21 protein-coding genes and 1 tRNA gene are annotated in these 18,333 nt (G+C 67.8%); 5 read left to right on the top strand and 17 right to left on the bottom strand.

Features of this window, described 5'->3' with window-relative positions; translation table 11 throughout:
- Positions 1–7 precede the first annotated feature (7 nt).
- Positions 8–292, top strand: a complete 285-nt coding sequence (locus tag RHOSA_RS0107190) for a hypothetical protein (RefSeq protein ID WP_027288143.1) — start codon at positions 8–10, stop codon at positions 290–292.
- Here RHOSA_RS0107190 and RHOSA_RS0107185 read toward each other — a convergent pair.
- The 12 genes from RHOSA_RS0107185 to RHOSA_RS25050 form a co-directional block, all read right to left on the bottom strand.
- Positions 289–1,248: a S1C family serine protease gene (locus RHOSA_RS0107185; RefSeq protein WP_027288142.1), complete on the bottom strand. Its 960-nt coding sequence runs from the start codon at positions 1,246–1,248 to the stop codon at positions 289–291. The two genes, RHOSA_RS0107190 and RHOSA_RS0107185, sit on opposite strands and share 4 nt — an antisense overlap.
- Entirely contained in the window at positions 1,245–1,463 is a 219-nt protein-coding gene (locus RHOSA_RS21070) for a DNA gyrase inhibitor YacG (RefSeq protein ID WP_027288141.1), read from the bottom strand. The genes RHOSA_RS0107185 and RHOSA_RS21070 overlap by 4 nt, the downstream gene beginning before the upstream one ends.
- Before the next feature lie 10 nt (positions 1,464–1,473).
- Complete coding sequence (locus RHOSA_RS0107175) at positions 1,474–2,655, bottom strand: ribonuclease E/G (RefSeq protein WP_027288140.1); 1,182 nt, start codon at positions 2,653–2,655, stop codon at positions 1,474–1,476.
- On the bottom strand, positions 2,652–3,242 hold the full coding sequence (locus RHOSA_RS21065) for a Maf family protein (protein WP_037257631.1): 591 nt from the start codon (positions 3,240–3,242) through the stop codon (positions 2,652–2,654). The genes RHOSA_RS0107175 and RHOSA_RS21065 overlap by 4 nt, the downstream gene beginning before the upstream one ends.
- 128 nt (positions 3,243–3,370) lie before the next feature.
- Positions 3,371–3,589 (bottom strand): translation initiation factor IF-1, encoded by a 219-nt coding sequence (infA, locus tag RHOSA_RS0107165; protein ID WP_027288139.1) that lies wholly within the window; start codon positions 3,587–3,589, stop codon positions 3,371–3,373.
- 306 nt (positions 3,590–3,895) lie between these two features.
- Positions 3,896–4,339, bottom strand: coding sequence for an arsenate reductase ArsC (locus RHOSA_RS0107160; protein WP_027288138.1), 444 nt, complete (start codon positions 4,337–4,339; stop codon positions 3,896–3,898).
- A gap of 45 nt (positions 4,340–4,384) precedes the next feature.
- Positions 4,385–4,915: a UPF0262 family protein gene (locus RHOSA_RS0107155; RefSeq protein WP_081728553.1), complete on the bottom strand. Its 531-nt coding sequence runs from the start codon at positions 4,913–4,915 to the stop codon at positions 4,385–4,387.
- A 127-nt stretch (positions 4,916–5,042) separates the two neighbouring features.
- Positions 5,043–6,338 carry a histidinol dehydrogenase gene (gene hisD / locus RHOSA_RS0107150; protein WP_027288136.1) on the bottom strand — a complete coding sequence of 432 codons (1,296 nt, stop codon included), beginning with the start codon at positions 6,336–6,338 and terminating at the stop codon, positions 5,043–5,045.
- A complete protein-coding gene (gene hisG, locus RHOSA_RS0107145; protein ID WP_027288135.1) occupies positions 6,328–6,993 on the bottom strand; it encodes an ATP phosphoribosyltransferase in 666 nt (221 codons plus the stop codon). The genes hisD and hisG overlap by 11 nt, the downstream gene beginning before the upstream one ends.
- On the bottom strand, positions 6,990–7,655 hold the full coding sequence (locus tag RHOSA_RS21060) for a DUF2948 family protein (protein ID WP_051431907.1): 666 nt from the start codon (positions 7,653–7,655) through the stop codon (positions 6,990–6,992). The genes hisG and RHOSA_RS21060 overlap by 4 nt, the downstream gene beginning before the upstream one ends.
- Positions 7,652–8,950: a UDP-N-acetylglucosamine 1-carboxyvinyltransferase gene (gene murA, locus RHOSA_RS0107135; protein WP_027288134.1), complete on the bottom strand. Its 1,299-nt coding sequence runs from the start codon at positions 8,948–8,950 to the stop codon at positions 7,652–7,654. Before murA ends, RHOSA_RS21060 begins: the two co-directional genes overlap by 4 nt.
- Before the next feature lie 167 nt (positions 8,951–9,117).
- Positions 9,118–9,480: a hypothetical protein gene (locus RHOSA_RS25050; RefSeq protein ID WP_156092602.1), complete on the bottom strand. Its 363-nt coding sequence runs from the start codon at positions 9,478–9,480 to the stop codon at positions 9,118–9,120.
- Positions 9,481–9,716: 236 nt separating this feature from the next.
- Here RHOSA_RS25050 and RHOSA_RS21055 point away from each other — a divergent pair, with 236 nt between their 5' ends.
- On the top strand, positions 9,717–10,622 hold the full coding sequence (locus tag RHOSA_RS21055) for a YihY/virulence factor BrkB family protein (protein WP_051431906.1): 906 nt from the start codon (positions 9,717–9,719) through the stop codon (positions 10,620–10,622).
- 188 nt (positions 10,623–10,810) lie between these two features.
- On the opposite strand, the gene RHOSA_RS21050 is transcribed toward RHOSA_RS21055, so the two are convergent.
- A complete protein-coding gene (locus RHOSA_RS21050) occupies positions 10,811–11,014 on the bottom strand; it encodes a hypothetical protein (RefSeq protein WP_037255857.1) in 204 nt (67 codons plus the stop codon).
- Between the two features lie 266 nt (positions 11,015–11,280).
- Here RHOSA_RS21050 and RHOSA_RS0107120 point away from each other — a divergent pair.
- Positions 11,281–11,355: transfer RNA gene (locus tag RHOSA_RS0107120), tRNA-Thr, on the top strand.
- A 51-nt stretch (positions 11,356–11,406) separates the two neighbouring features.
- On the opposite strand, the gene glmS is transcribed toward RHOSA_RS0107120, so the two are convergent.
- The 3 genes from glmS to RHOSA_RS0107105 all read right to left on the bottom strand — a co-directional run bounded on the left by glmS (position 11,407) and on the right by RHOSA_RS0107105 (position 15,215).
- Positions 11,407–13,230 (bottom strand): glutamine--fructose-6-phosphate transaminase (isomerizing), encoded by a 1,824-nt coding sequence (glmS, locus tag RHOSA_RS0107115; protein ID WP_027288133.1) that lies wholly within the window; start codon positions 13,228–13,230, stop codon positions 11,407–11,409.
- A gap of 3 nt (positions 13,231–13,233) precedes the next feature.
- Positions 13,234–14,601 (bottom strand): bifunctional UDP-N-acetylglucosamine diphosphorylase/glucosamine-1-phosphate N-acetyltransferase GlmU, encoded by a 1,368-nt coding sequence (glmU, locus tag RHOSA_RS0107110; protein ID WP_242468686.1) that lies wholly within the window; start codon positions 14,599–14,601, stop codon positions 13,234–13,236.
- A 236-nt stretch (positions 14,602–14,837) separates the two neighbouring features.
- Entirely contained in the window at positions 14,838–15,215 is a 378-nt protein-coding gene (locus RHOSA_RS0107105; RefSeq protein WP_027288131.1) for a hypothetical protein, read from the bottom strand.
- A 200-nt stretch (positions 15,216–15,415) separates the two neighbouring features.
- Between RHOSA_RS0107105 and RHOSA_RS0107100 the strand changes: the two genes are divergently transcribed.
- Positions 15,416–16,120, top strand: a complete 705-nt coding sequence (locus RHOSA_RS0107100; RefSeq protein ID WP_037255852.1) for an HAD hydrolase-like protein — start codon at positions 15,416–15,418, stop codon at positions 16,118–16,120.
- Positions 16,121–16,220: 100 nt separating this feature from the next.
- Positions 16,221–16,775 carry an ATP-binding protein gene (locus RHOSA_RS0107095; RefSeq protein WP_027288129.1) on the top strand — a complete coding sequence of 185 codons (555 nt, stop codon included), beginning with the start codon at positions 16,221–16,223 and terminating at the stop codon, positions 16,773–16,775.
- A gap of 163 nt (positions 16,776–16,938) precedes the next feature.
- Here RHOSA_RS0107095 and RHOSA_RS21045 read toward each other — a convergent pair whose 3' ends face one another.
- Positions 16,939–18,288 carry an ABC transporter substrate-binding protein gene (locus RHOSA_RS21045; protein WP_051431905.1) on the bottom strand — a complete coding sequence of 450 codons (1,350 nt, stop codon included), beginning with the start codon at positions 18,286–18,288 and terminating at the stop codon, positions 16,939–16,941.
- Positions 18,289–18,333: the final 45 nt, after the last annotated feature.

The raw sequence follows: 18,333 nt of genomic DNA, 5'->3' as shown, positions 1-18,333 counted from the left end.
TGTGGGTATGAACGAGGATATCCCACGCCCGCGCTGCATCCCGGTGTTCCGCGCCCTGGGCGCGGTCGCCGTGCTCGGCGGCATCGCCCTGGCCCTACCCGGCACCGGCATGCTGCTGGGTCTGGGCACGGTGGTGCACGACACGGCGACCGGCACCCTGCTGCTGACGCTGGGCGCGCTTGCCGGATTCGCGGGGGCGATGCTGATCGGCTTCGCGGCCAATCTGGAGATCCTGCATGATATCCGCGCCCGACAGCCCGGGGCCCCGCCCCGGCAGGAGCGCGGCGGCTAGCTCGACGGCAGATCGATCTCCACGGTCTCCTGGCTGTCGCCGCGCTGCACGCGCGCCTGGATCGTGGTGCCGCGCTCGGCCAGCGCCAGCGCGGCGACCGCGTCGCTTGGCCGCTGCACCGACCGACCGGCCAAGGCGACCAGCAGGTCGCCCTCGCGCAGACCGGCCTTGGCGGCCGGCCCTTCGGGGTCCACCCGGGTGACACGCGCGCCGGCCTGATCGCGCGGCGCCAGGCGCGGTTGCTCCTGCAGTGACGCGCCGATCGCGGGGCGGGTGAATTTGCCGTCGTCCTTCAGGTCGGCGACGACACGGCGCGTCAAAACGCCGGAAACCGCGAAGTTAACCCCGATGTTGGCATCGTTGCTCTTGGTGAAGATCGCCGAGAGGATGCCGACCAGCTTGCCCTTCTCGTTGACCAGCGCGCCCCCGGACATGCCGGGGTTGGTCGCGGCGTCGGTCTGCAGATAGTCCTCCACCGGATTGAAGCCGGCGTGGGTGACATGCTTCTTCGACACCACCCCACAGGCCACGGAGATTCCCAGGCCGAAGGCGTTGCCAACGGCGCACACCTCCTCGCCCAGCAGCGGGGTTTCGCCCCACTGCATCGGCCGTGCCGGCGCGGCGCTTTCCAGCAGCGCCAGATCCGCCGCCGGGGCGCGCGCCGTCACCTTGGCCTCGAAGACGCGGCCATCGTCCAGGCGGAGCAACGCCCGGTCGCCCGACCCCAGCACGTGGTTGGCCGTCACGAACAGACCATGCGCCAGGGCAACCGCACTGCCTTCCGGCTCCAGCGGACGGTAGTCGGACTCGCGCTGCGGCTCGACCTGCTGGGCCGGTTCGGGGCGCAGTACGGCGACCACCGATTCGATCACCGCGCGCTCGAACGCGCCAGCGGGCTGTGTCAGCCCCCCCAGCAGCAGCAGACCCGTCAAAAGGGCCGGCAGAAGTCGCCTCATTCCTCATCCTCCCGCGGTAGATCGCTCAGGTCCGCCGGCTCGTCGGTCGGCACGCGATAGCTGCCGTCCAGCCAACGTGCCAGATCCAGGTGCTGGCAACGCTTCGAGCAGAAGGGGTGATGACGCTCGGCCGCGGCCTTGCCGCACATCGGGCAACTGGCGCCGCGCGCCGTGCCGGTCGTCCCCACGCGATCTTGATGCTTCTTGTCCGTCATCTCGTATTTCTCAGGCTAGCAGAATGTCGAGCACCGTGCGCGGGCGCGTCGGGTCGCCGCAGCGTTCCGGCCGCCGGCCAAGAGCACGCGTCAGCGCGGCATGCGCCGCGTCCGCGCGGCCATCGAGTTCGGCCAGCACGTCGGGATGCGCTTTGAGTACAGGCGTGCGCCCCGGGTTCGCCAGGGCTTCCGCCCAAGCCCGGCGCAAGAGATCGTAGGCCAGGCTCAACGTGTCCGCGATCCGTCCGGCACGGCCCACCGGTTCGCTCAGCAATTCGTGCAACGGCGGGCGGGCGCGCTGCCGTGCGATCTCGACCAGCCCACTGGCACGCATCGGGGAGATGCTGACGGCGACGGAATCGTCGGCGAACGCCGCCTGCAGCGCGTTCGCCACCTGCTGCCGTTCCGACTTGGTCTCAAGTTCCAGAAAGTCCACCACGATCAGCCCGGACAACGCCCGCAGCCGGCATTGCCGCGCGATCTCTCGCACGGCATCGAGGTTCACCTCCAACGCCTGCCGGGTCCGGCCGCCCCGCGCATCGGCGCGGCCCGCGTCCACGTCGATCGCGGTCAGGGTACGCACCGGCTCGATCAGCAGTTGCCCACCGCCGGCCAACGGCACTTCGGGCTCCAGCAACGCCTCGATCTCGGCATTCAGGCCAGCTTCCTCGAACAACGGCTTGGTCCCGGTATACCCCTCGATCCGCGTCTGCAGATCGGGGGCGGTGTCCGCCAGAGCCCGGCGCCGCTCCGCCCCTTCGACGAGGATGCGCTCGGGATCGACGCGACGCAGCAAGTCGAGCAGCGGTGTCGCCTCTGCCAACAAGGCGGGCGGCTTGACGTGCGACTCGCCCCCGTCGGGAGCGTGCGCCAACTTCGCGCCCTTCCCCGCCGATGGCTCGCGCACGACGCGCACAGATACGGCCGCACCTTCCTGTAGGCCGGCCGGGGCGGTCTTGAGCGGCAACAGGCCCGAGCGCGCCAGCCCGAGTTCGACGAACGCCGCATTCAGCCCGCGGTCCAGCGCACTGACCCGGCCCAGATAGAGGTTGCCGGCGTAGCTGGGCTTGTCGGCGCGCAGGACCAGCAACTCGACAAGAGCCTCGTCGCCATCGGGCGCGGGCGCCAGCACGGCCGCGCGCGTCTCCCCAGGCCAGCCGTCGACCAGCGCGCGCCCGCGCCGGACAGTCATGCCGACGCTGCCCCTACCGGCGGCCGGGGCACCCCCATCCCGTCCAAGAGCGCCAGGGTTTCAGTAAGCGGCAGGCCGACCACGTTGGTGTAGGAGCCGTTGATCCAGGGCACGAACGCCGCCGCCGCGCCCTGGATGGCATAACCGCCGGCCTTGCCCTGCCATTCGCCACCGGCGACGTAGCCGGCGATCTCCACATCGTGCAGACGCTTGAAGCGCACGCTGGTCTGGACCAGACGTTCGGCCGCCCGGCCGTCGGGCGCGACTAGGCAGACACCGCCGTAGACACAGTGCCGCCGGCCGGAGAGCATCTCCAGACGCTGGCGTGCCTCGCGCGCATCCGCCGGCTTGTCCAAAATACGTCGACCGGCGGCCACCACCGTATCCGCGGCCAGCACGTAACAGGTTGGATGCCGCTGTGCGACGGCATGCGCTTTCGAGCGTGCCATGCGCGCGGCATAGGCGCGCGGCGTCTCACGCCGCCCCGGCGTTTCGTCGAGATCGGCGGGATCGATCTCCGACGGGACGACGCCCACCTGCCCCAGCAGATCGACCCGCCGGGGCGAACCGGACGCAAGCACCAACATCCCCTCAGGCGCCCGCGCATCGGCAGGCGCCTCGGGCGCGGCGGCGTCAGCAACCGTGCGGGCTGTCTGCGGGGCCGAACTCACGGCGCGAGGCCCTCCTTGGCATCCGACGCGCGGAACCGGTGCGGCTACTTGTAGCGGAAGGTGATGCGGCCCTTGGACAGGTCGTAAGGGGTCATCTCGACGTTGACCCGGTCGCCTGCGAGCACGCGGATGCGGTTCTTACGCATCTTGCCCGAGGTATGGGCCAGAACCTCGTGGCCGTTGTCCAGTTCCACGCGGAACATCGCGTTGGGCAGCAGCTCCCTGACGGTGCCCTGAAATTCGATCAGATCTTCTTTCGACATGCGTTCCTGCGTTGACCTCCGGTCGGTGTGTCGTCAGATGCGCGCGCCACGTCGCTTGAGAGCGCGCGCATGATGGCCCGGGGGCGCCTAGGGGCGCTCCCGGATGTGCCGCGGCACGCCCGCCATCGGCAAAGGCGTGCCGGTCATTGTCTCGAGACGCGGGCGATCGGGCCCCGGACCCATCTCCGCGCGGCGCGCGGATCATACGGGATGGCCCGCCGTGCAACAAACGCAAGATTCACTCGCCCCGATCCACGCGGTGCGCATGGCGGGCCGCCCCCTGGCTATCGTTATCGAGATGCGCCGTCAGGGCACCGGTTTCAAGTCGAGTGGAAAACGCGCCTTCAACTTCTGCAGCAGGTCGTCGCGCACCTGGCGGAAAGCCTCAAGCTGCTGCTCACGCGCCCCCTCCACCAAGGTCGGATCAAAGGTCGGCCAGAATTCGACGTCGCAGGCCATCGTGCGGGTCATCTCGACCGCCCGGTGCTGGGCCTCCGGCGACAGCGTGATGATCAGGTCGAATGAGGTGTCGGTCAGTTGATCGAACGTCTTGGCGCGGTGCTTCGACAGGTCGATGCCGAGCTCGTCCATCACCGCGATGACGAAGCCATTGATCTCGCCTTCACGCACCCCCGCACTATCGACATACAGACGATGCCCGAGCAGATGCTTGAGCAGCCCTTCCGCCATCGCCGAGCGGACGGAGTTGTGGGTGCAGGAGAACAGCACGCTGTCGGGCAGATCGCGCATGGCTTGGCGCCTTCAAGGCCCCTCTCTCGCCCGTGGCCGCGCGCCTTAGGCGCGGAGGTGCAGGACACACAGCAGGGTGAACAGCCGCCGCGCGGTGTCGAAGTCCAGGTCCACCTTGCCCTTCAGGCGATCGAGCAGCAGTTCCGAACCTTCGTCGTGCAGACCGCGCCGCCCCATGTCGATGGCCTCGATACGCGATGGGCTGGCGGTCTTGATCGCCTCGAAATAGCTCTCGCAGACCGTGAAGTAGTCCTTGACGATCCGTCGGAACGGCGAGATCGAAATCCCGATCGACCCCAAATGCTGGTGATCCTCACTGGCGATGTCGAGGACCAGCCGGCTCTCCTCCAGCCGCAAATGCAAGCGGTAGGGCCCCTGGTAATCGCCGAACGGCGCGAAACGGTTGTCTTCCAGCAGATCGTAGATCGCCACCGCCCGCTCGTGCTCGATGTCGGGGTGGCGCCGCTTGACCGTCCGTTCGTCCAGCGTGACGTCAACGATCTGGTTGCGCCGGCTCCCGCCGGCCTGCTCTTGACTGGACCCGTCGTCGAGCCTGGCGTTCTCGTCCTCGCTCACCGCGTTACCGTCTCTTCCTGCGCTTACGCACTTGGGGCGACCATTTTCGTCCCCACTGCCTCGAAGGGAAGCGACCGACTGCCGTGGTCGTTGGACGGGGCGCACGCCGCATGCGTGCACTCGGGCCCTACCCCTCGTTCAGACGGAGTTTGACGGAGAGCGCGTGCGCGTCCAAGCCCTCGGCGTGGGCGAGCGCGACCGCCGCCGGGCCGATCTTGGCGAAACCGGCGGGCGAACTCTGCAGCAGCGAAGACCGCTTCATGAAATCGAGCACCGACAGACCGGAGGAAAAGCGCGCGCTGCGCCCGGTCGGCAGGACGTGGTTCGGCCCGGCAACGTAGTCGCCCAGAACCTCCGGGGCATGTCCCCCCATGAAGATCGCACCGGCGTGGCGGAAGGTCCGCAGCAAGGCATCCGGATCGGCGACTTGCAGCTCCAGGTGCTCCGGCGCCACGCGGTCGATCAGGCGGCCAGCCTCCTCGATCTGCCCGACCTGGATGACCGCGCCGTGGCGCCGCCAGCTCTCGCCGGCAATCTCGCTGCGCGGCAGGCGCTGCAGATGGGTCTGCACCGCCCGCTCGACCGCCTCGCCAAAATCGGCGTCATCGGTGATCAGGATCGACTGTGCGTTGACGTCGTGCTCGCTCTGCGCCAGCAGGTCGGCGGCGACGATCGCGGGATCGTTGTCCTTGTCGGCGACGATCAACACTTCCGACGGGCCCGCGATCATGTCGATGCCGACCGTGCCGAACACCTGCTTCTTGGCGCTGGCGACATAGGCGTTCCCCGGACCGGTGATCTTGTCGACCGGGGCGATCGTCTCCGTGCCATAGGCGAGCGCGGCCACCGCCTGCGCCCCGCCGATCCGGTAGACCTCGTCGATCCCCGCGATCCGCGCGGCCGCGAGCACGAGCGGGTTCAGCACGCCATCCGGCGCGGGCACGACCATGACCACGCGTTCGACGCCCGCGACCTTGGCCGGCACGGCGTTCATCAGCACGCTGGAGGGATAGGCCGCCGTGCCGCCGGGAACATACAGCCCCACCGCGTCGATCGGGGTCCAGCGATGCCCCATGCGCACACCGTCCGCGTCGGTGTAATCCAGATCCGCCGGTTTCTGATGTTCATGGAAGGCGGCGATACGCTGGCGCGCGAGTTGCAGCGCCTCCACCGTATCCGGATCGCACTGCGCGACCGCGCCCTCGAGTTCTTCGTGCGTGACCTTCAGGCCGGCGGCCGTGGTCTCGTAGCGGTCCAGCTTGGCCGTATAGTCGAGCAACGCGGCATCGCCGCGGGCGCGCACATCCGCCAGAATGCCCTGCACGGTGCGGTCGACGTCGGCCTCCTCCGCGCGCCGGACATCGAGGAAATCGGCGAAGGCCCGCTCGAAATCGGCCTGGCGCGCGTCCAGCTTATGCGGCATCTGCGACCTCCCGGAAGGTCTCGACCCAACGGCCCACGTCGTGCGGGCGGGTCTTCAGCGCGGCGCGGTTGACGATCAAGCGGCTGGTGACCTCGGCGATCCGCTCGATCTCCACCAGGTCGTTCGCCTTCAGGGTGGTGCCGGTGGATACCAGATCGACGATCCGCCGCGCCAACCCGAGCTTTGGCGCCAGCTCCATCGCGCCGTTCAGCTTGATGCACTCCGCCTGCACGCCGCGCGCGGCGAAGTGGCGCTTGGTAATGCCGGGATACTTGGTCGCGATGCGCACGTGGCTCCAGCGCGTCGGGTCGTCGCGCTTGACCAGATCGTTCGGCTCGGCGACCGCGAGGTGACACTTGCCGATCCCCAGATCGACGGGCGCATAGAGTTCGGGGTAGTCGAACTCCATCACCACATCATTGCCCGCGACGCCGAAATGCGCGGCGCCAAAGGCGACGAAGGTCGCCACGTCGAAGGCGCGCACCCGGATGATGTCCAGGTTGGGATGGTTGGTGCGAAATCGCAGCTGGCGGGAATCGTCGTCCTCGAATGCGGCTTCGGGGACGATGTCGGCCGCCTTCAACAGCGGCATCACTTCCTTCAGGATGCGGCCCTTGGGCAGCGCCAGCACCAGGTTTTCATTCGCGGGCGTCACGGCTTGTTCCCGTTGCGATTGGTAGCGGCGTCTTGATCGCTCTGCTGTTCCGGCTCGGTGCGCTCGTGGCTGGGGCGCCACTGCGTCGGCCAGGGTTCGCCAAGGTCTTCCAGATGGCAGACGATGTTGGCCCCCTGCAAGCGCAGCGCCGCATCCCCCGCAAAGGTGACGGTCAGTCCCCGATCGTCGGCAACCACCGCCAGCAGTTCGAGCACCTGGCCGCTCGCCTCCTTGGTGAAGCCGCGGTAGGCCACCTGCTCGACCCGGTCGAACGTAATGCCGCAATGCACCCGCTCGTACAGCGGCGCGTCCTCGAAGCGGGCGTCCGGCTCCTCGGCGGTCTGCGGCAATTGGCCGGAATCGGCGCTGCTTTGCGTCTCGGTCTCCGCGCTCGGCGCGCCTGCGGCCGGCTGGTCCGGCAAGTCGCCGACCGGCGCGCGCCGTTCCCAGCGGAAGCGGTTGGCCACCAGGGCGAAGCGCTTGTCTTCGCTGAGCCAATCCATGTCGATCACCGGCACCAGCGCGTCCTGCAACACGGACGAAACGACAGCAAAATCCTCCTTGTCGTAGGCGCGCAGCTTGAGCGGCTTGTTATCGGGCGCGACGCTGCCGCCACGCTTGCCGAACACACCGGACACCAGTTTGGCGATGGGGTTGCTCACGCGTCATCCTCCTGCGCACGGGCGCGCACGATCTCGGCGCCGCAAGCGCTCAGCTTCTCTTCCAGTCGTTCGTAGCCGCGGTCGAGGTGGTAGACCCGGTTGATCTCGGTCTCACCCTCCGCGGCGAGGCCGGCCAGCACCAGGCTGACCGACGCGCGCAGGTCGGTCGCCATGACCGGCGCGCCCTTCAGCCGTTTGACCCCGCGCACCATGGCGCTCGACCCGTCAATCTGCACATCCGCGCCCATACGCATCAACTCGGGCACATGCATGAAGCGGTTCTCGAAGATCGTCTCGGTCACCATCGACGCGCCCTCGGCCGTCGCCATGGTGGCGATGAACTGCGCCTGCAGATCGGTCGGGAAGCCGGGATAGGGCTCGGTCTGCGCATCCGTGCCCTGGAGCGGGCCATTGGCGCGGCACACCCGGATGCCGCGATTGGTCTCCCGCCATGCGACCCCGGCCAGGCTCAGCTTGTCGAGTGCAGCGCGCAGGTGTTTGCTGTTGGCGCCGACCAGCTCCAGATCGCCGTCGGTGATCGCGGCGGCCATGGCGTAGGTCCCGGTCTCGATCCGGTCGCCGATCACCGCGTGCTCCGCACCGTTCAGACGGTCCACCCCTTCGACGACGAGGGTGTCGGTGCCGATGCCGGTGATCCGCGCGCCCATCTTGTTCAGGCATTCGGCCAGATCGCCGATCTCGGGCTCGCGCGCGGCATTGACGATCCGGCTCGTCCCCTTGGCCAGCGTGGCCGCCATCAGCGCGTTCTCGGTCGCCCCGACGGAGATCTTGGGGAACACCACCTCGCCGCCGGACAGGCCGCCAGGGGCGTGCGCCTCGATGTAGCCGTCCTGCAGCTCGATCCGCGCGCCCAGCGCCTCCATCGCCTTCAGGTGCAGGTCGATCGGACGGGTGCCGATCGCGCAGCCCCCCGGCATCGACACCTCGACGTAGCCCTCGCGCGCGAGCAGCGGCCCCAGCACGAGCACGCTGGCGCGCATCCGCCGCACCAGGTCGTAGGCCGCACGCACATTGACCACCTTGCCGGCCGTCAGTTCCAGCACCCGGCCGGCGTGACCGCCCGCCGCGCCGCCATCCATGTGCAGCTCGACCCCGTGCTGCGAGAGCACGTTGGCGAGGGTGGTGATATCGGCCAGATGCGGCAGGTTGGACAGGCGCAGCGGCGCCTCCGTCAGCAGCGACGCGGCCATCAGCGGCAAGGCGGCGTTCTTTGCCCCCGAGATGGCGATTTCGCCGTTGAGCGGCCGGCCGCCTTGGATCTTGATGCGGTCCATGCGTCTCCTTCGAAGCCGCGCGCAGGCGCGCGTGCCCTAGCTGTGGGATATCCTCGGGCCGCCCGAAAGCCGTCCCCCGACGTGCTGCAGCGCTTGGTGGCGCGCAGATGCGCCGATTTCATGGCACATGCATGGCGGGCTTGCGTCCATCGGATGCGGCCCAACGCTCACCGCACAGCCTGTACGACGGCGTTCGGCATGCGGTTGTAATGGAACGCGTCCAGCAGGCCAACCACGCTGAATGGCTCGCAGGTATGCAGGACAACGGGAATTTCATTGCCCCGCCGAAAACCTGACCGGCACCCCAGCCGGAACGGGCAGATCTGTGCGGAGACGACCGTATCCTCGAACGGGCCATCGATACAACGAGGCGCGCAATTGGGGATCAGAACACGCAACTCGAACGACAGCAGTGTCCCGCATGCATCGCAGCGCAGCGCAGATGTGACTTCTGTGATCTGAGCTCGGACCTTGGGAACAAATCCGGCCGCTGCATGGTCTTCTTTTCCTGCCCCCTGGAAAGAAAGCACGGGTATGGGGCCCAAGACTCACCGCCACGGTGAGCCCAGGTAATGCCCCTAAAAAACGCGGAGCCGACGATAGGGGAGGCCGCACGGCGCGCCGGCCTGCTCCTTCCGGTCCCGGGCCCCATGCGGAGACTTCGTCTCGCCGGTAGATGGCGGCAGGCGATTCCGCGGACCGGCGCGCCCGCCCCTTGCGGCCGGCCAACACGTCCAGCCGACAAGACCGTCGGAAGGAAGCAACCATGCTGAATGCGATCTCACGGGAAATCGGTGAACCGCGCTTGTCCCACCTAAAGGGCATTTCTGCGAAAGGTTGGCTGCAGGTATTCAAGAACATCAAGGGCAGGATCGAGCGCGACAACATTCCGATCGTGACCTCCGGGATTGCTTTCTGGTTCATGCTGGCTGTTTTCCCCCTGATTGCCGCGATGGTGTCGATCGCCGGGTTGGCGATCGATCCGCAAGCGATGGCTGATCAGATGGGGTATTTCGCCGCGTCCCTTCCCCAGGAGACGGCAAGCCTTCTGAGAGGGCAGGCCCAAGCTATCGCCTCGGGCGGCGAAAGCGTTGGGTGGATCGCCCTGGCAAGCCTCGTGCTGACGCTCTATAGCGCCTCCTCCGGCACGAAGAACCTGATGGATGGGCTGAACATCGCCTGCCAGGTCGAGGAGACGCGTGGGGTCCTGAAAAGGAACGCCGTGGGCGTGGCATTGACGTTGGTGCTGATCGGAATCGCCATGCTGGGCCTCGCGGTCGTGGCCGTCGTCCCTCTGCTACTGCAGGCCATCGGGCTGGCGTCGACGTTCGGCTTTCTGATCGCCTTTGTGCGCTGGCCCATCCTCGCGCTTCTTACGATCCTCAGCTTCGCGGTCATCTACCGTTTCGGCCCGCACCGCCGGAACGCGCACTGGCGCTGGATCACGCCGGGTGCCCTATTCGGCACGCTCCTATGGCTCGTAGGTTCGGCGCTGTTCTCCGTCTTCATCCAGAATTTCGGCAATTATAACGAGACCTACGGCTCGCTCGCCGGCGTGATCATCCTGATGCTGTGGCTCTGGCTATCGACTTTCTGCGTCTTGTTCGGCGCCGAATTGAACTCGGAACTGGAACGGCGGACGCCGGACGGTGCCGCCCAGCAATCTGGCTGACGCTGGACACGCCGCGTCCAGTCAACGATGCGCCCGCTGCGCGCGGAACGATCAGCAAACGCAAACCGCGCCAGAAAAAGACCGGGGATTCGAGCGATTGGCGCAGCCAAGCCACAGGTTCGGCGCCGAACAGCGAAACAAGCCTGACGTCAGCCTACCGGCAAGGAAGCGCCGAGATGCACGCGGCGCTAGTCGCTCCCCTCCGGGCCGGGCTTGCCCTGCCCTGCGCCGGCTGCGGTGCCATCGGGTGCGCCGTCGTCCGCCTGCCGGCCGCGTTGCTGGCGCTTACGCTTGCGCAGGTTGGCGCGGAGCTGCTGGGCCAGCCGCTCCTCACGGGCCTGCTGCTCGGCCGCCGTCTCGCGGCGGACCTGGGGACGCTTACGCTCGCTCATCTCCGGATCGGTCCTGTTGCGTGCCGCGCCAAACGCGGGCGCCCCAAACGCGGGCGCCTGGGACGCCAAGGTCGTGGGCGCGATGGCGCCCCGTCAAGAGGCTCCGGTCAAGAGCTAGCGCCCTCTCGCGCCTGTCTGCACCAGCAGCCATGGGGCTCACCCATCGGACGTGCGCGAATCGTCCTTGCCATCGCGCGCGCCGGCTGGCATTTTCCGCCGCGCTGGCGCCGGGGCCTTGTTGATGCCCCGCCCGCCACAGACCGGATGCCGCCGTAGCTCAGGGGTAGAGCGCACCCTTGGTAAGGGTGAGGCCGTAGGTTCGATTCCTACCGGCGGCACCAGTCAGCCCCCGACACATATCGATCTTCGTGAAATAGCGGCGTGGTGCGCCCCTACTCCACCGTGACCGACTTCGCCAGGTTCCTCGGCTGGTCGACGTCGGTGCCCTTGAACACGGCGGTGTGGTAGGCGAGCAGCTGGACGGGGATGGAATAGAGCAGCGGGGCGACGAACGGGTCCACCTCGGGCAGTTCGATGGTGTACTCCGCGCCCGCGCCGGCGCGTTCGAGGCCCTGCTTGTCGGACAGCAGGATCACCCGGCCGCCGCGCGCGATCACCTCCTGCACGTTGCTCGCCATCTTCGGGAACAGCGGGCCTGAGGGGGCGCAGCAGATCACCGGCACGTGCTCGTCGATCAGCGCGATCGGACCGTGCTTCATCTCGCCGGCGGCATAGCCCTCGGCGTGGATGTAGGAGATCTCCTTCAGCTTCAGCGCGCCTTCCAGCGCGATCGGGTAGAGGTTGCCGCGGCCGAGATAGAGCACGTCGCGCGCCTCCGCGACCCACTGCCCGATCTCGGCGATGTGGCCGTCGTGGTTCAGCACCTCGCTCGCGCGGGCTGGCACCTCGATCAGCGCGTCGGTCAGACGCGCCTCGGTCGCCTGATCGATCGTGCCCCTGGCCCGGCCGATCGCGATCGACAGCGCGGCCAGGACGGTCAATTGGGTGGTGAACGCCTTGGTCGAGGCGACACCGATCTCGGGCCCGGCCAGCGTCTGCAGCACCGCCTCGCTGTCGCGCGCGATCGCGCTTTCCGCAACGTTGACGATCGAAAGCGTGCGCTGCCCCTGCTCGCGGGCGTACTGCAGGGCGCCGTGGGTCTCCGCCGTCTCGCCCGACTGCGAGATCACGGTCGTGAGGCCGCCGTCGGGCATCGGCGGGGCGCGGTAGCGCAGTTCGGAGGCGAGGTCGAGCTCAACCGGCTGGCGGGCAACCTGCTCCATCCAGTACTTGGCGACCCAGCCGGCCAGGAAGGCCGTGCCGCAGGCGGTGATCGTCACGCGCGGCAGCTTGCCCAGATCGAACGGCAGGTCCGGCAGCGTGACCGCGCGTTGCAGCGGGTTCAGGAAGGCGTGCAGCGTGTCACCGATCACCGACGGCTGCTCGTGGATCTCCTTCTGCATGAAGTGGCGGTAATCGCCCTTGCCGATCATCGCGCCCGAGACGGACGTCTGCTTTACCGGCCGCTCCACCACCGCGTCATCCGCGTCGTGGATGGTGACGCCCTCGGCCGTCAGCTCGACCCAGTCGCCCTCCTCCAGATAGGTGATCCGATTGGTCAAAGGCGCCAGCGCCAGCGAGTCCGACCCGACGTACATCTCCCCGTCGCCGTAGCCGACCGCCATCGGGCTGCCCCGGCGGGCGCCGATCATCATGTCGTGCCGCCCCGCGAACAGCACCGCCAGCGCGAACGCCCCCTCCAGCCGCTTGAGCGCCGCCGCCGTCGCCGCGCTGGGCGAGGCCTGACGCTTCAGCTCCTGGGTGATCAGATGGACGATCACTTCCGTGTCGGTCTCAGTCTCGAACACCGCGCCGTCGGCTTCGAGCTCCTGCCTGAGCTCGTGGAAGTTCTCGACGATGCCGTTGTGCACGACCGCAACATGAGCGTTGGCATGCGGGTGGGCATTGCCCTCGCTGGGGCGGCCGTGGGTCGCCCAGCGGGTATGGCCGATCCCCGTGGTGCCCTCGATCGGCGCTTCCTCCAGCCGGGCGGCCAGATTGCGCAGCTTCCCCTGCGCCCGGCGGCGATCGATCTTGCCGTTGACCAGGGTCGCGATCCCGGCCGAGTCGTAGCCCCGATATTCCAGGCGCCGCAACGCGTCGAGCAGCAGCGGGGCGACCCGCTCCCGTCCAACGATGCCGATGATGCCGCACATGGCCTAGCTCCCGTGCTTGCCCGCGCCGTCGCGGCGCGCCTTGTCCGCCTGGCGGGAGGCGCGGAACCGCGCGCCGCCGCCAGCCACCGTCTTCTGCTGCCCGCGCGCAACCGCCAGCGCGTCGGCGTCGACATCCTGCGTCAGCGTACTGCCGGCCCCGACGATCGCCCCGGCCCCGACACTGACCGGGGCGACCAGCGCGCTGTTGGAGCCGATAAAGGCGCCCTCGCCGATCTGCGTGCGGTGTTTCAGAAAGCCGTCGTAATTACAGGTGATCGTCCCGGCGCCGATGTTAGCAGCCGCGCCAACCACCGTATCGCCCAGATAGGTGAGGTGATTGGCCTTCGCGCCGGCGCCGAGTTCGGTGTTCTTGGTCTCGACGAAATTGCCGATTCGGCTGTTGCTGCCGAGCACGGTGCCCGGACGCAGGCGGGCGTATGGGCCGACCTGGGCGCCCGCGCCGACACGCGCGCCTTCCAGGTGACTGAACGCCTTGATCGTCGCGCCTTCCGCAACCTCGACGCCGGGGCCGAAAACGACGTGCGGCTCGACCATGACGTCCGCAGCGAGCGCGGTGTCGTGGGACAGGAAGACCGTCTCCGGCGCGCTCAAGGTCACCCCACTGGCCATCGCCGCGGCGCGCAGACGCTGCTGCATCCCGGCTTCCGCGGCGGCGAGGTCGGCCCGGCTGTTCACGCCCTGCATCTCGGCCTCCGCCGCCAGCGCGACGGCGACGCGTTCGCCGTCGCCCCGGGCGATCCCGACGACGTCGGTCAGGTAGTATTCGCCCTTGGCGTTGTCGTTAGTCACCCGGGCCAGGGATTCGAACAGGATGTCCGCGCGCGCCAGCAGAACGCCGGCGTTGCACAGATCGATCGCGCGCTCGGACGCGCTCGCGTCCTTGGCCTCGACGATCCGCTGCAACAACCCCGTATCGTCCATCACCAGCCGGCCGTAGGCCCCCGGGTCCGCCGCCTGGAAGCCCAGCACCGCCATGCCGGCATCCTGCGCGACCCGCGCGCGCCGCAGGCCGGCCAGCGTCTCCGCCGTCAGCAAGGGGGTGTCGCCGCACGTCACCAGCACCTCCGCCTGCGGATCGGCCGCCAGGTCGCCGAGGGCGGCGTGCGCGGCCTGCACGGCATGGCCGGTCCCCAGACGCTCGGTCTGCTCGGCGGTGGCATGGGGCGCGGCGGCCTTGGCAACCTCGCCCTGACCGGGACCGACGACGACCACACAGCGTTCGGGCTGGAGCGCGTCCACGGCGTCCAGGACGTGACGCAGCATCGCCTTGCCGGCGACCTGATGCAGCACCTTGGGCCGGCTCGAGCGCATCCGCGTGCCCTGCCCCGCGGCCAGGACGACGATACCCAAGGGACGGGGGCTTGAGGAAATAGCTGGGGACTCGGTCGGTTCGGCGCTCACGGTCTCTCGGCTTCGTGGATGGCTTGAAAACTTGCGGCTATAACGTTGGCCGGATTCAGCCAAGTTGACGCGCGAACCGCAATTCAAGCCTTGTTTCATCATGTTGCATCGCCACACGCAAGCCGGCCCGGCGGGTTAACCCCGCCGGGCCGGAAGCACGCCATAGCAGATCGGTCGAGGCCGATTTACTGCTGACTTTCCTTCTGCTCCAGCGCCTCCGGATTGTCCGGCGGCGGAGCGCTGCCCTCCTCCTCGGACATCATACGCTGCAAGCGGCTCCAGGATTCCTCGAACTCGTCACGGGCATCGTTCCAGGCGTCGCCGCTGGCCTCCTGCAGTTCGCGCCAGTCTTCCTTCGCATTGGCCCAGGCCTGGTCGATGGTCATATCGCTGGTCTGCTCGGCCTTGCCAGCGCTGGTCTCGCTGTCGCTGCCAGCGGCCAAGGCGGGCGCGGTCGTCCCGGCCAACAGGAAAGCCGCCATCAAGCCCGCGCCCAGGCGCTTGGCGATATCCAGGCGGGTGGAGCGGGGCGTCTGCGTCTCAAACGGCTCGATCGAGGTCATGGCATGCATCCTTTCGTTTCAGGTCAGCCACTGACGGGATGCACGGCCAGCGTAGTTAGGCTAGCATCCCGCCCCACACCGCTACTTTTTGCGTGGGCCGTGAACACACAAGCCGGGGCGACCGTGTCAAAAGCGTGGCCCCGCGCCGCACACCTGTGCCGCTCGCGCGCCCACACCCCATCCGGAGACCCACTCATTCGATGTCCGATCCAACCGCTGACCGTCTGGACGCACCTGCCACTCTCATCATCGACCTCGACGGAACCCTGGTCGACACGGTCGCCGATCTGACGACCGCGCTGAACCGCCTGCTCGCGAGCCTCGATCTCTGTGCGCTCTCCGAAGTGACCGTGCGCAAGCTGGTTGGACGCGGCGTCGGCCAACTGGTGGCCTGGGGGATCGAGGCAGCGGGCGGGCGCCCCGACGGCCAGCAACTGCCCGAGCTGGTCCAGGCGTACAAGGACATCTACGAACGCGATCCGGTCAGCCACAGCAGCCCCTACCCCGGCGTCCTCGACACGCTGGCGCGCTGGCAGTCGGAAACGCATACGCTGGCGGTCTGCACCAACAAACCGCAGGTTCCCAGCGACAAGATCCTGCGCGAACTGGCGCTGATGCCCTACTTCGCGGCGGTGGCCGGCGGTGACCGCTTCAAAGTCCGCAAGCCGGACGGCGGCCACATCACCGCAACGATCGAACTTGCCGGCGGCGATCCGGAGCGGGCAGTCATGATCGGCGACAGCCGAACCGACCTGGACGCCGCGCGGGACGCCAGCGTGCCAATCGTGCTGGTCGACTACGGCTATACCGCCCAGCCCGCCGCCGACCTCGGCGCGGACGCAGTCGTCAGCTCGTTCACCGAAATTCCCGCGCTGCTCCCGGGGTTGCTGGCCAGCCGCAGATAAACCGCTGCCCAGGGTTGGCTGCGGGACACAGCAGACAGTTCACACGCACGATTCCGCAGGCTGGCAATCCCCGCTCGACTTGGGTGGTAAGGCGCAGGTCATGACTGGGCGAAAAATCCACATCACAGGCGGGTCCTGCGCCGGTGTCTCAACGCTCGGCGCGGCCCTGGCCGAACAGCTCACCGTTCCCCAGATAGATGTCGATGATTTCTACTGGATGCCGACCGATCCCCCGTTCAGGATCAAGCGGCCAATCGAAGATCGGATCAGCCTGATCGGGAGACGACAGGATGAGACGGCGGGCTGGATTCTGACAGGCTCGTGTATGAGCTGGGGAGACACCCTGATCCGCGCCGTCGATCTGATCGTTTTCATTTACACGCCCACCGCCACACGGCTTCAACGCCTCGACCAGCGTGAAACCGCCCGTTACGGCGCGCGGATATTGCCGGGCGGGGATATGCACGAAGCCCACCTGGCCTTCCGTGACTGGGCATCACGTTATGAAAACCCGACCGTGCCCGGGCGCAACCTCGCAAAACATGAATCTTGGCTGCGTAAACAGTCTGCGCCGATCTTGCGGCTTGATGGCCTGACACCCACGCCGCAGCTCGTGCAGTCCGTGCAGGCAAAATTATCGTGCCTGTGCGGATGAAGGTGCTGGATACCACCGGTAAGCGCCCACAGCATACCGCGTCCCGCGTAACAGAAGCCCACATAAGAAAGAACCCGCCGCCGCGGTTATGCGGCGACGGGCCTTTCCCGCCCGGCGGACCAGACAGCCTCGTAAGCGGCCAGATGCCGGCCGTTTGCCAGGGTTACTCGGACGGAATGTCCGTGGCCCCCTGGATCTGCGTAGTCTCGGTACCATCCTTGGTGAAGCGCCACAGCGCGATCGGTGTCTTGACGTCACCGTTGTCGTCAAAGTCGCACGCGCCCGCAGCGCCGGAATAGTTGATGTCCTCGCCGTTGCGGAGCATCTCCATCGCCTTGGCGAAGTTCTCCGGCTTGCCGCCATCGATCCGCGTGCCGTCCGGATTCGACACCGGCCGCAGGTTGTCGCGAATGGTGCGACCGTCGAGCTCGCCCGCGCCATTGGCGATCGCACGCGCCACGGCCAGACCGATCGCGGCCCCCGCATCGTAGGCCGAGTTGGTGAACGGCACGATCCGGTCGTGGTCGAACTGCGCCTTAAAGGCACTTTCGAAGTTCTGGTAGGCCGGCAGGCTCGGATCGGAGCCGGGGGCGGTGCCCATCTTCCCGGCCAGATCCTCTGCGCCGACGGCATTCAGCACCTTCTCGGACTTGTTGCCGTCGACGAACTGCCAGTTGGTGAAGCCGAAGACGTCGCGCGCCTCCTTCAGGAAGGTGGCGGTGTGCCCCGGATAGGAACAGCAGACCAGGATATCCGGCTCGTCCTTGAGCGCGACGGCGAGCTGGGACTTGTAGGTCGGCTGCACCTCCTCGGGGTGCGGAACCTGGGCGTGCACCGTACCGCCCCGCAGCTGGAAGGAGCGTGCAAAAGCGTTCGACAGCCCCTGACCATAGGGGTTGTTCACGAAGATCGTGGAGGCGGTCTTGTTGGAATAGTCGTCCATGATCTCGCCCGCGGCGAGCTGGGCGGCGACCACGCCCTGCAGCGCATCGGAGGAGGTGGTGCGGAACAGCAGGTCGGCCTCGGCATCCTCCGGCAGCACCGAGATCAGCGGCGAGGTCGAACCGTTGGAGATCTGCAACACCCCGTTCGGGATCGACACGGACGTCGCGGTCGCCACCGTCACGCCCGACGACCAGGCGCCGATCATGGCCGCGACGCCGTCGGCCTCGACCAACTTGCGTGCACTTTCGATCGCCGGGGTCGGCAGGGTGTTGGTGTCCTCGACGATATGCTCGGCGATGATCTCCTGGCCGAACACCTCCTTCGCCGCCTCGTTGATTTGCTGAATCGCGAGGCGCGCGCCATCGCGGTAGAACGGCCCGAACTCGGCCGCGGAGCCGGTCATCGGCGCGATCTGGCCGACCTTCACCTTGGCCGCCTGCGCGCGCACGCGTGGGGCGCCGATTCCGCTCAGCGCGAGCGCACCGCCTGCAACCCCGGCGGTCTTAATAAAGCCGCGGCGGTTGATCGCCTGGGTGGTGCTCGCGTGACTGCGCTTGGTGTCGCTCATCTGTGAGCCTCCCTTGCTGTCGTGCTTTTTGGGCAAACGCGCGTT

It is taken from the genome of Rhodovibrio salinarum DSM 9154 (assembly GCF_000515255.1).
Classification (GTDB): Bacteria; Pseudomonadota; Alphaproteobacteria; order Kiloniellales; family Rhodovibrionaceae; genus Rhodovibrio; species Rhodovibrio salinarum.
Note: the sequence above shows the minus strand (reverse complement) of the source record. Positions and strands in the feature narration are given on the sequence as shown.

Excerpts from the sequence above, each read along its gene's own strand:
- RHOSA_RS0107190 (WP_027288143.1), top strand. The coding sequence starts at position 8 with ATGAACGAGGATATCCCACGCCCGCGCTGCATCCCGGTGTTCCGCGCC.
- RHOSA_RS0107185 (WP_027288142.1), bottom strand. The coding sequence starts at position 1,248 with ATGAGGCGACTTCTGCCGGCCCTTTTGACGGGTCTGCTGCTGCTGGGG.
- RHOSA_RS21070 (WP_027288141.1), bottom strand. The coding sequence starts at position 1,463 with ATGACGGACAAGAAGCATCAAGATCGCGTGGGGACGACCGGCACGGCG.
- RHOSA_RS0107175 (WP_027288140.1), bottom strand. The coding sequence starts at position 2,655 with ATGACTGTCCGGCGCGGGCGCGCGCTGGTCGACGGCTGGCCTGGGGAG.
- RHOSA_RS21065 (WP_037257631.1), bottom strand. The coding sequence starts at position 3,242 with ATGTTGGTGCTTGCGTCCGGTTCGCCCCGGCGGGTCGATCTGCTGGGG.
- infA (WP_027288139.1), bottom strand. The coding sequence starts at position 3,589 with ATGTCGAAAGAAGATCTGATCGAATTTCAGGGCACCGTCAGGGAGCTG.
- RHOSA_RS0107160 (WP_027288138.1), bottom strand. The coding sequence starts at position 4,339 with ATGCGCGATCTGCCCGACAGCGTGCTGTTCTCCTGCACCCACAACTCC.
- hisD (WP_027288136.1), bottom strand. The coding sequence starts at position 6,338 with ATGCCGCATAAGCTGGACGCGCGCCAGGCCGATTTCGAGCGGGCCTTC.
- murA (WP_027288134.1), bottom strand. The coding sequence starts at position 8,950 with ATGGACCGCATCAAGATCCAAGGCGGCCGGCCGCTCAACGGCGAAATC.
- RHOSA_RS21055 (WP_051431906.1), top strand. The coding sequence starts at position 9,717 with ATGCTGAATGCGATCTCACGGGAAATCGGTGAACCGCGCTTGTCCCAC.
- RHOSA_RS21050 (WP_037255857.1), bottom strand. The coding sequence starts at position 11,014 with ATGAGCGAGCGTAAGCGTCCCCAGGTCCGCCGCGAGACGGCGGCCGAG.
- glmS (WP_027288133.1), bottom strand. The coding sequence starts at position 13,230 with ATGTGCGGCATCATCGGCATCGTTGGACGGGAGCGGGTCGCCCCGCTG.
- RHOSA_RS0107105 (WP_027288131.1), bottom strand. The coding sequence starts at position 15,215 with ATGACCTCGATCGAGCCGTTTGAGACGCAGACGCCCCGCTCCACCCGC.
- RHOSA_RS0107100 (WP_037255852.1), top strand. The coding sequence starts at position 15,416 with ATGTCCGATCCAACCGCTGACCGTCTGGACGCACCTGCCACTCTCATC.
- RHOSA_RS0107095 (WP_027288129.1), top strand. The coding sequence starts at position 16,221 with ATGACTGGGCGAAAAATCCACATCACAGGCGGGTCCTGCGCCGGTGTC.
- RHOSA_RS21045 (WP_051431905.1), bottom strand. The coding sequence starts at position 18,288 with ATGAGCGACACCAAGCGCAGTCACGCGAGCACCACCCAGGCGATCAAC.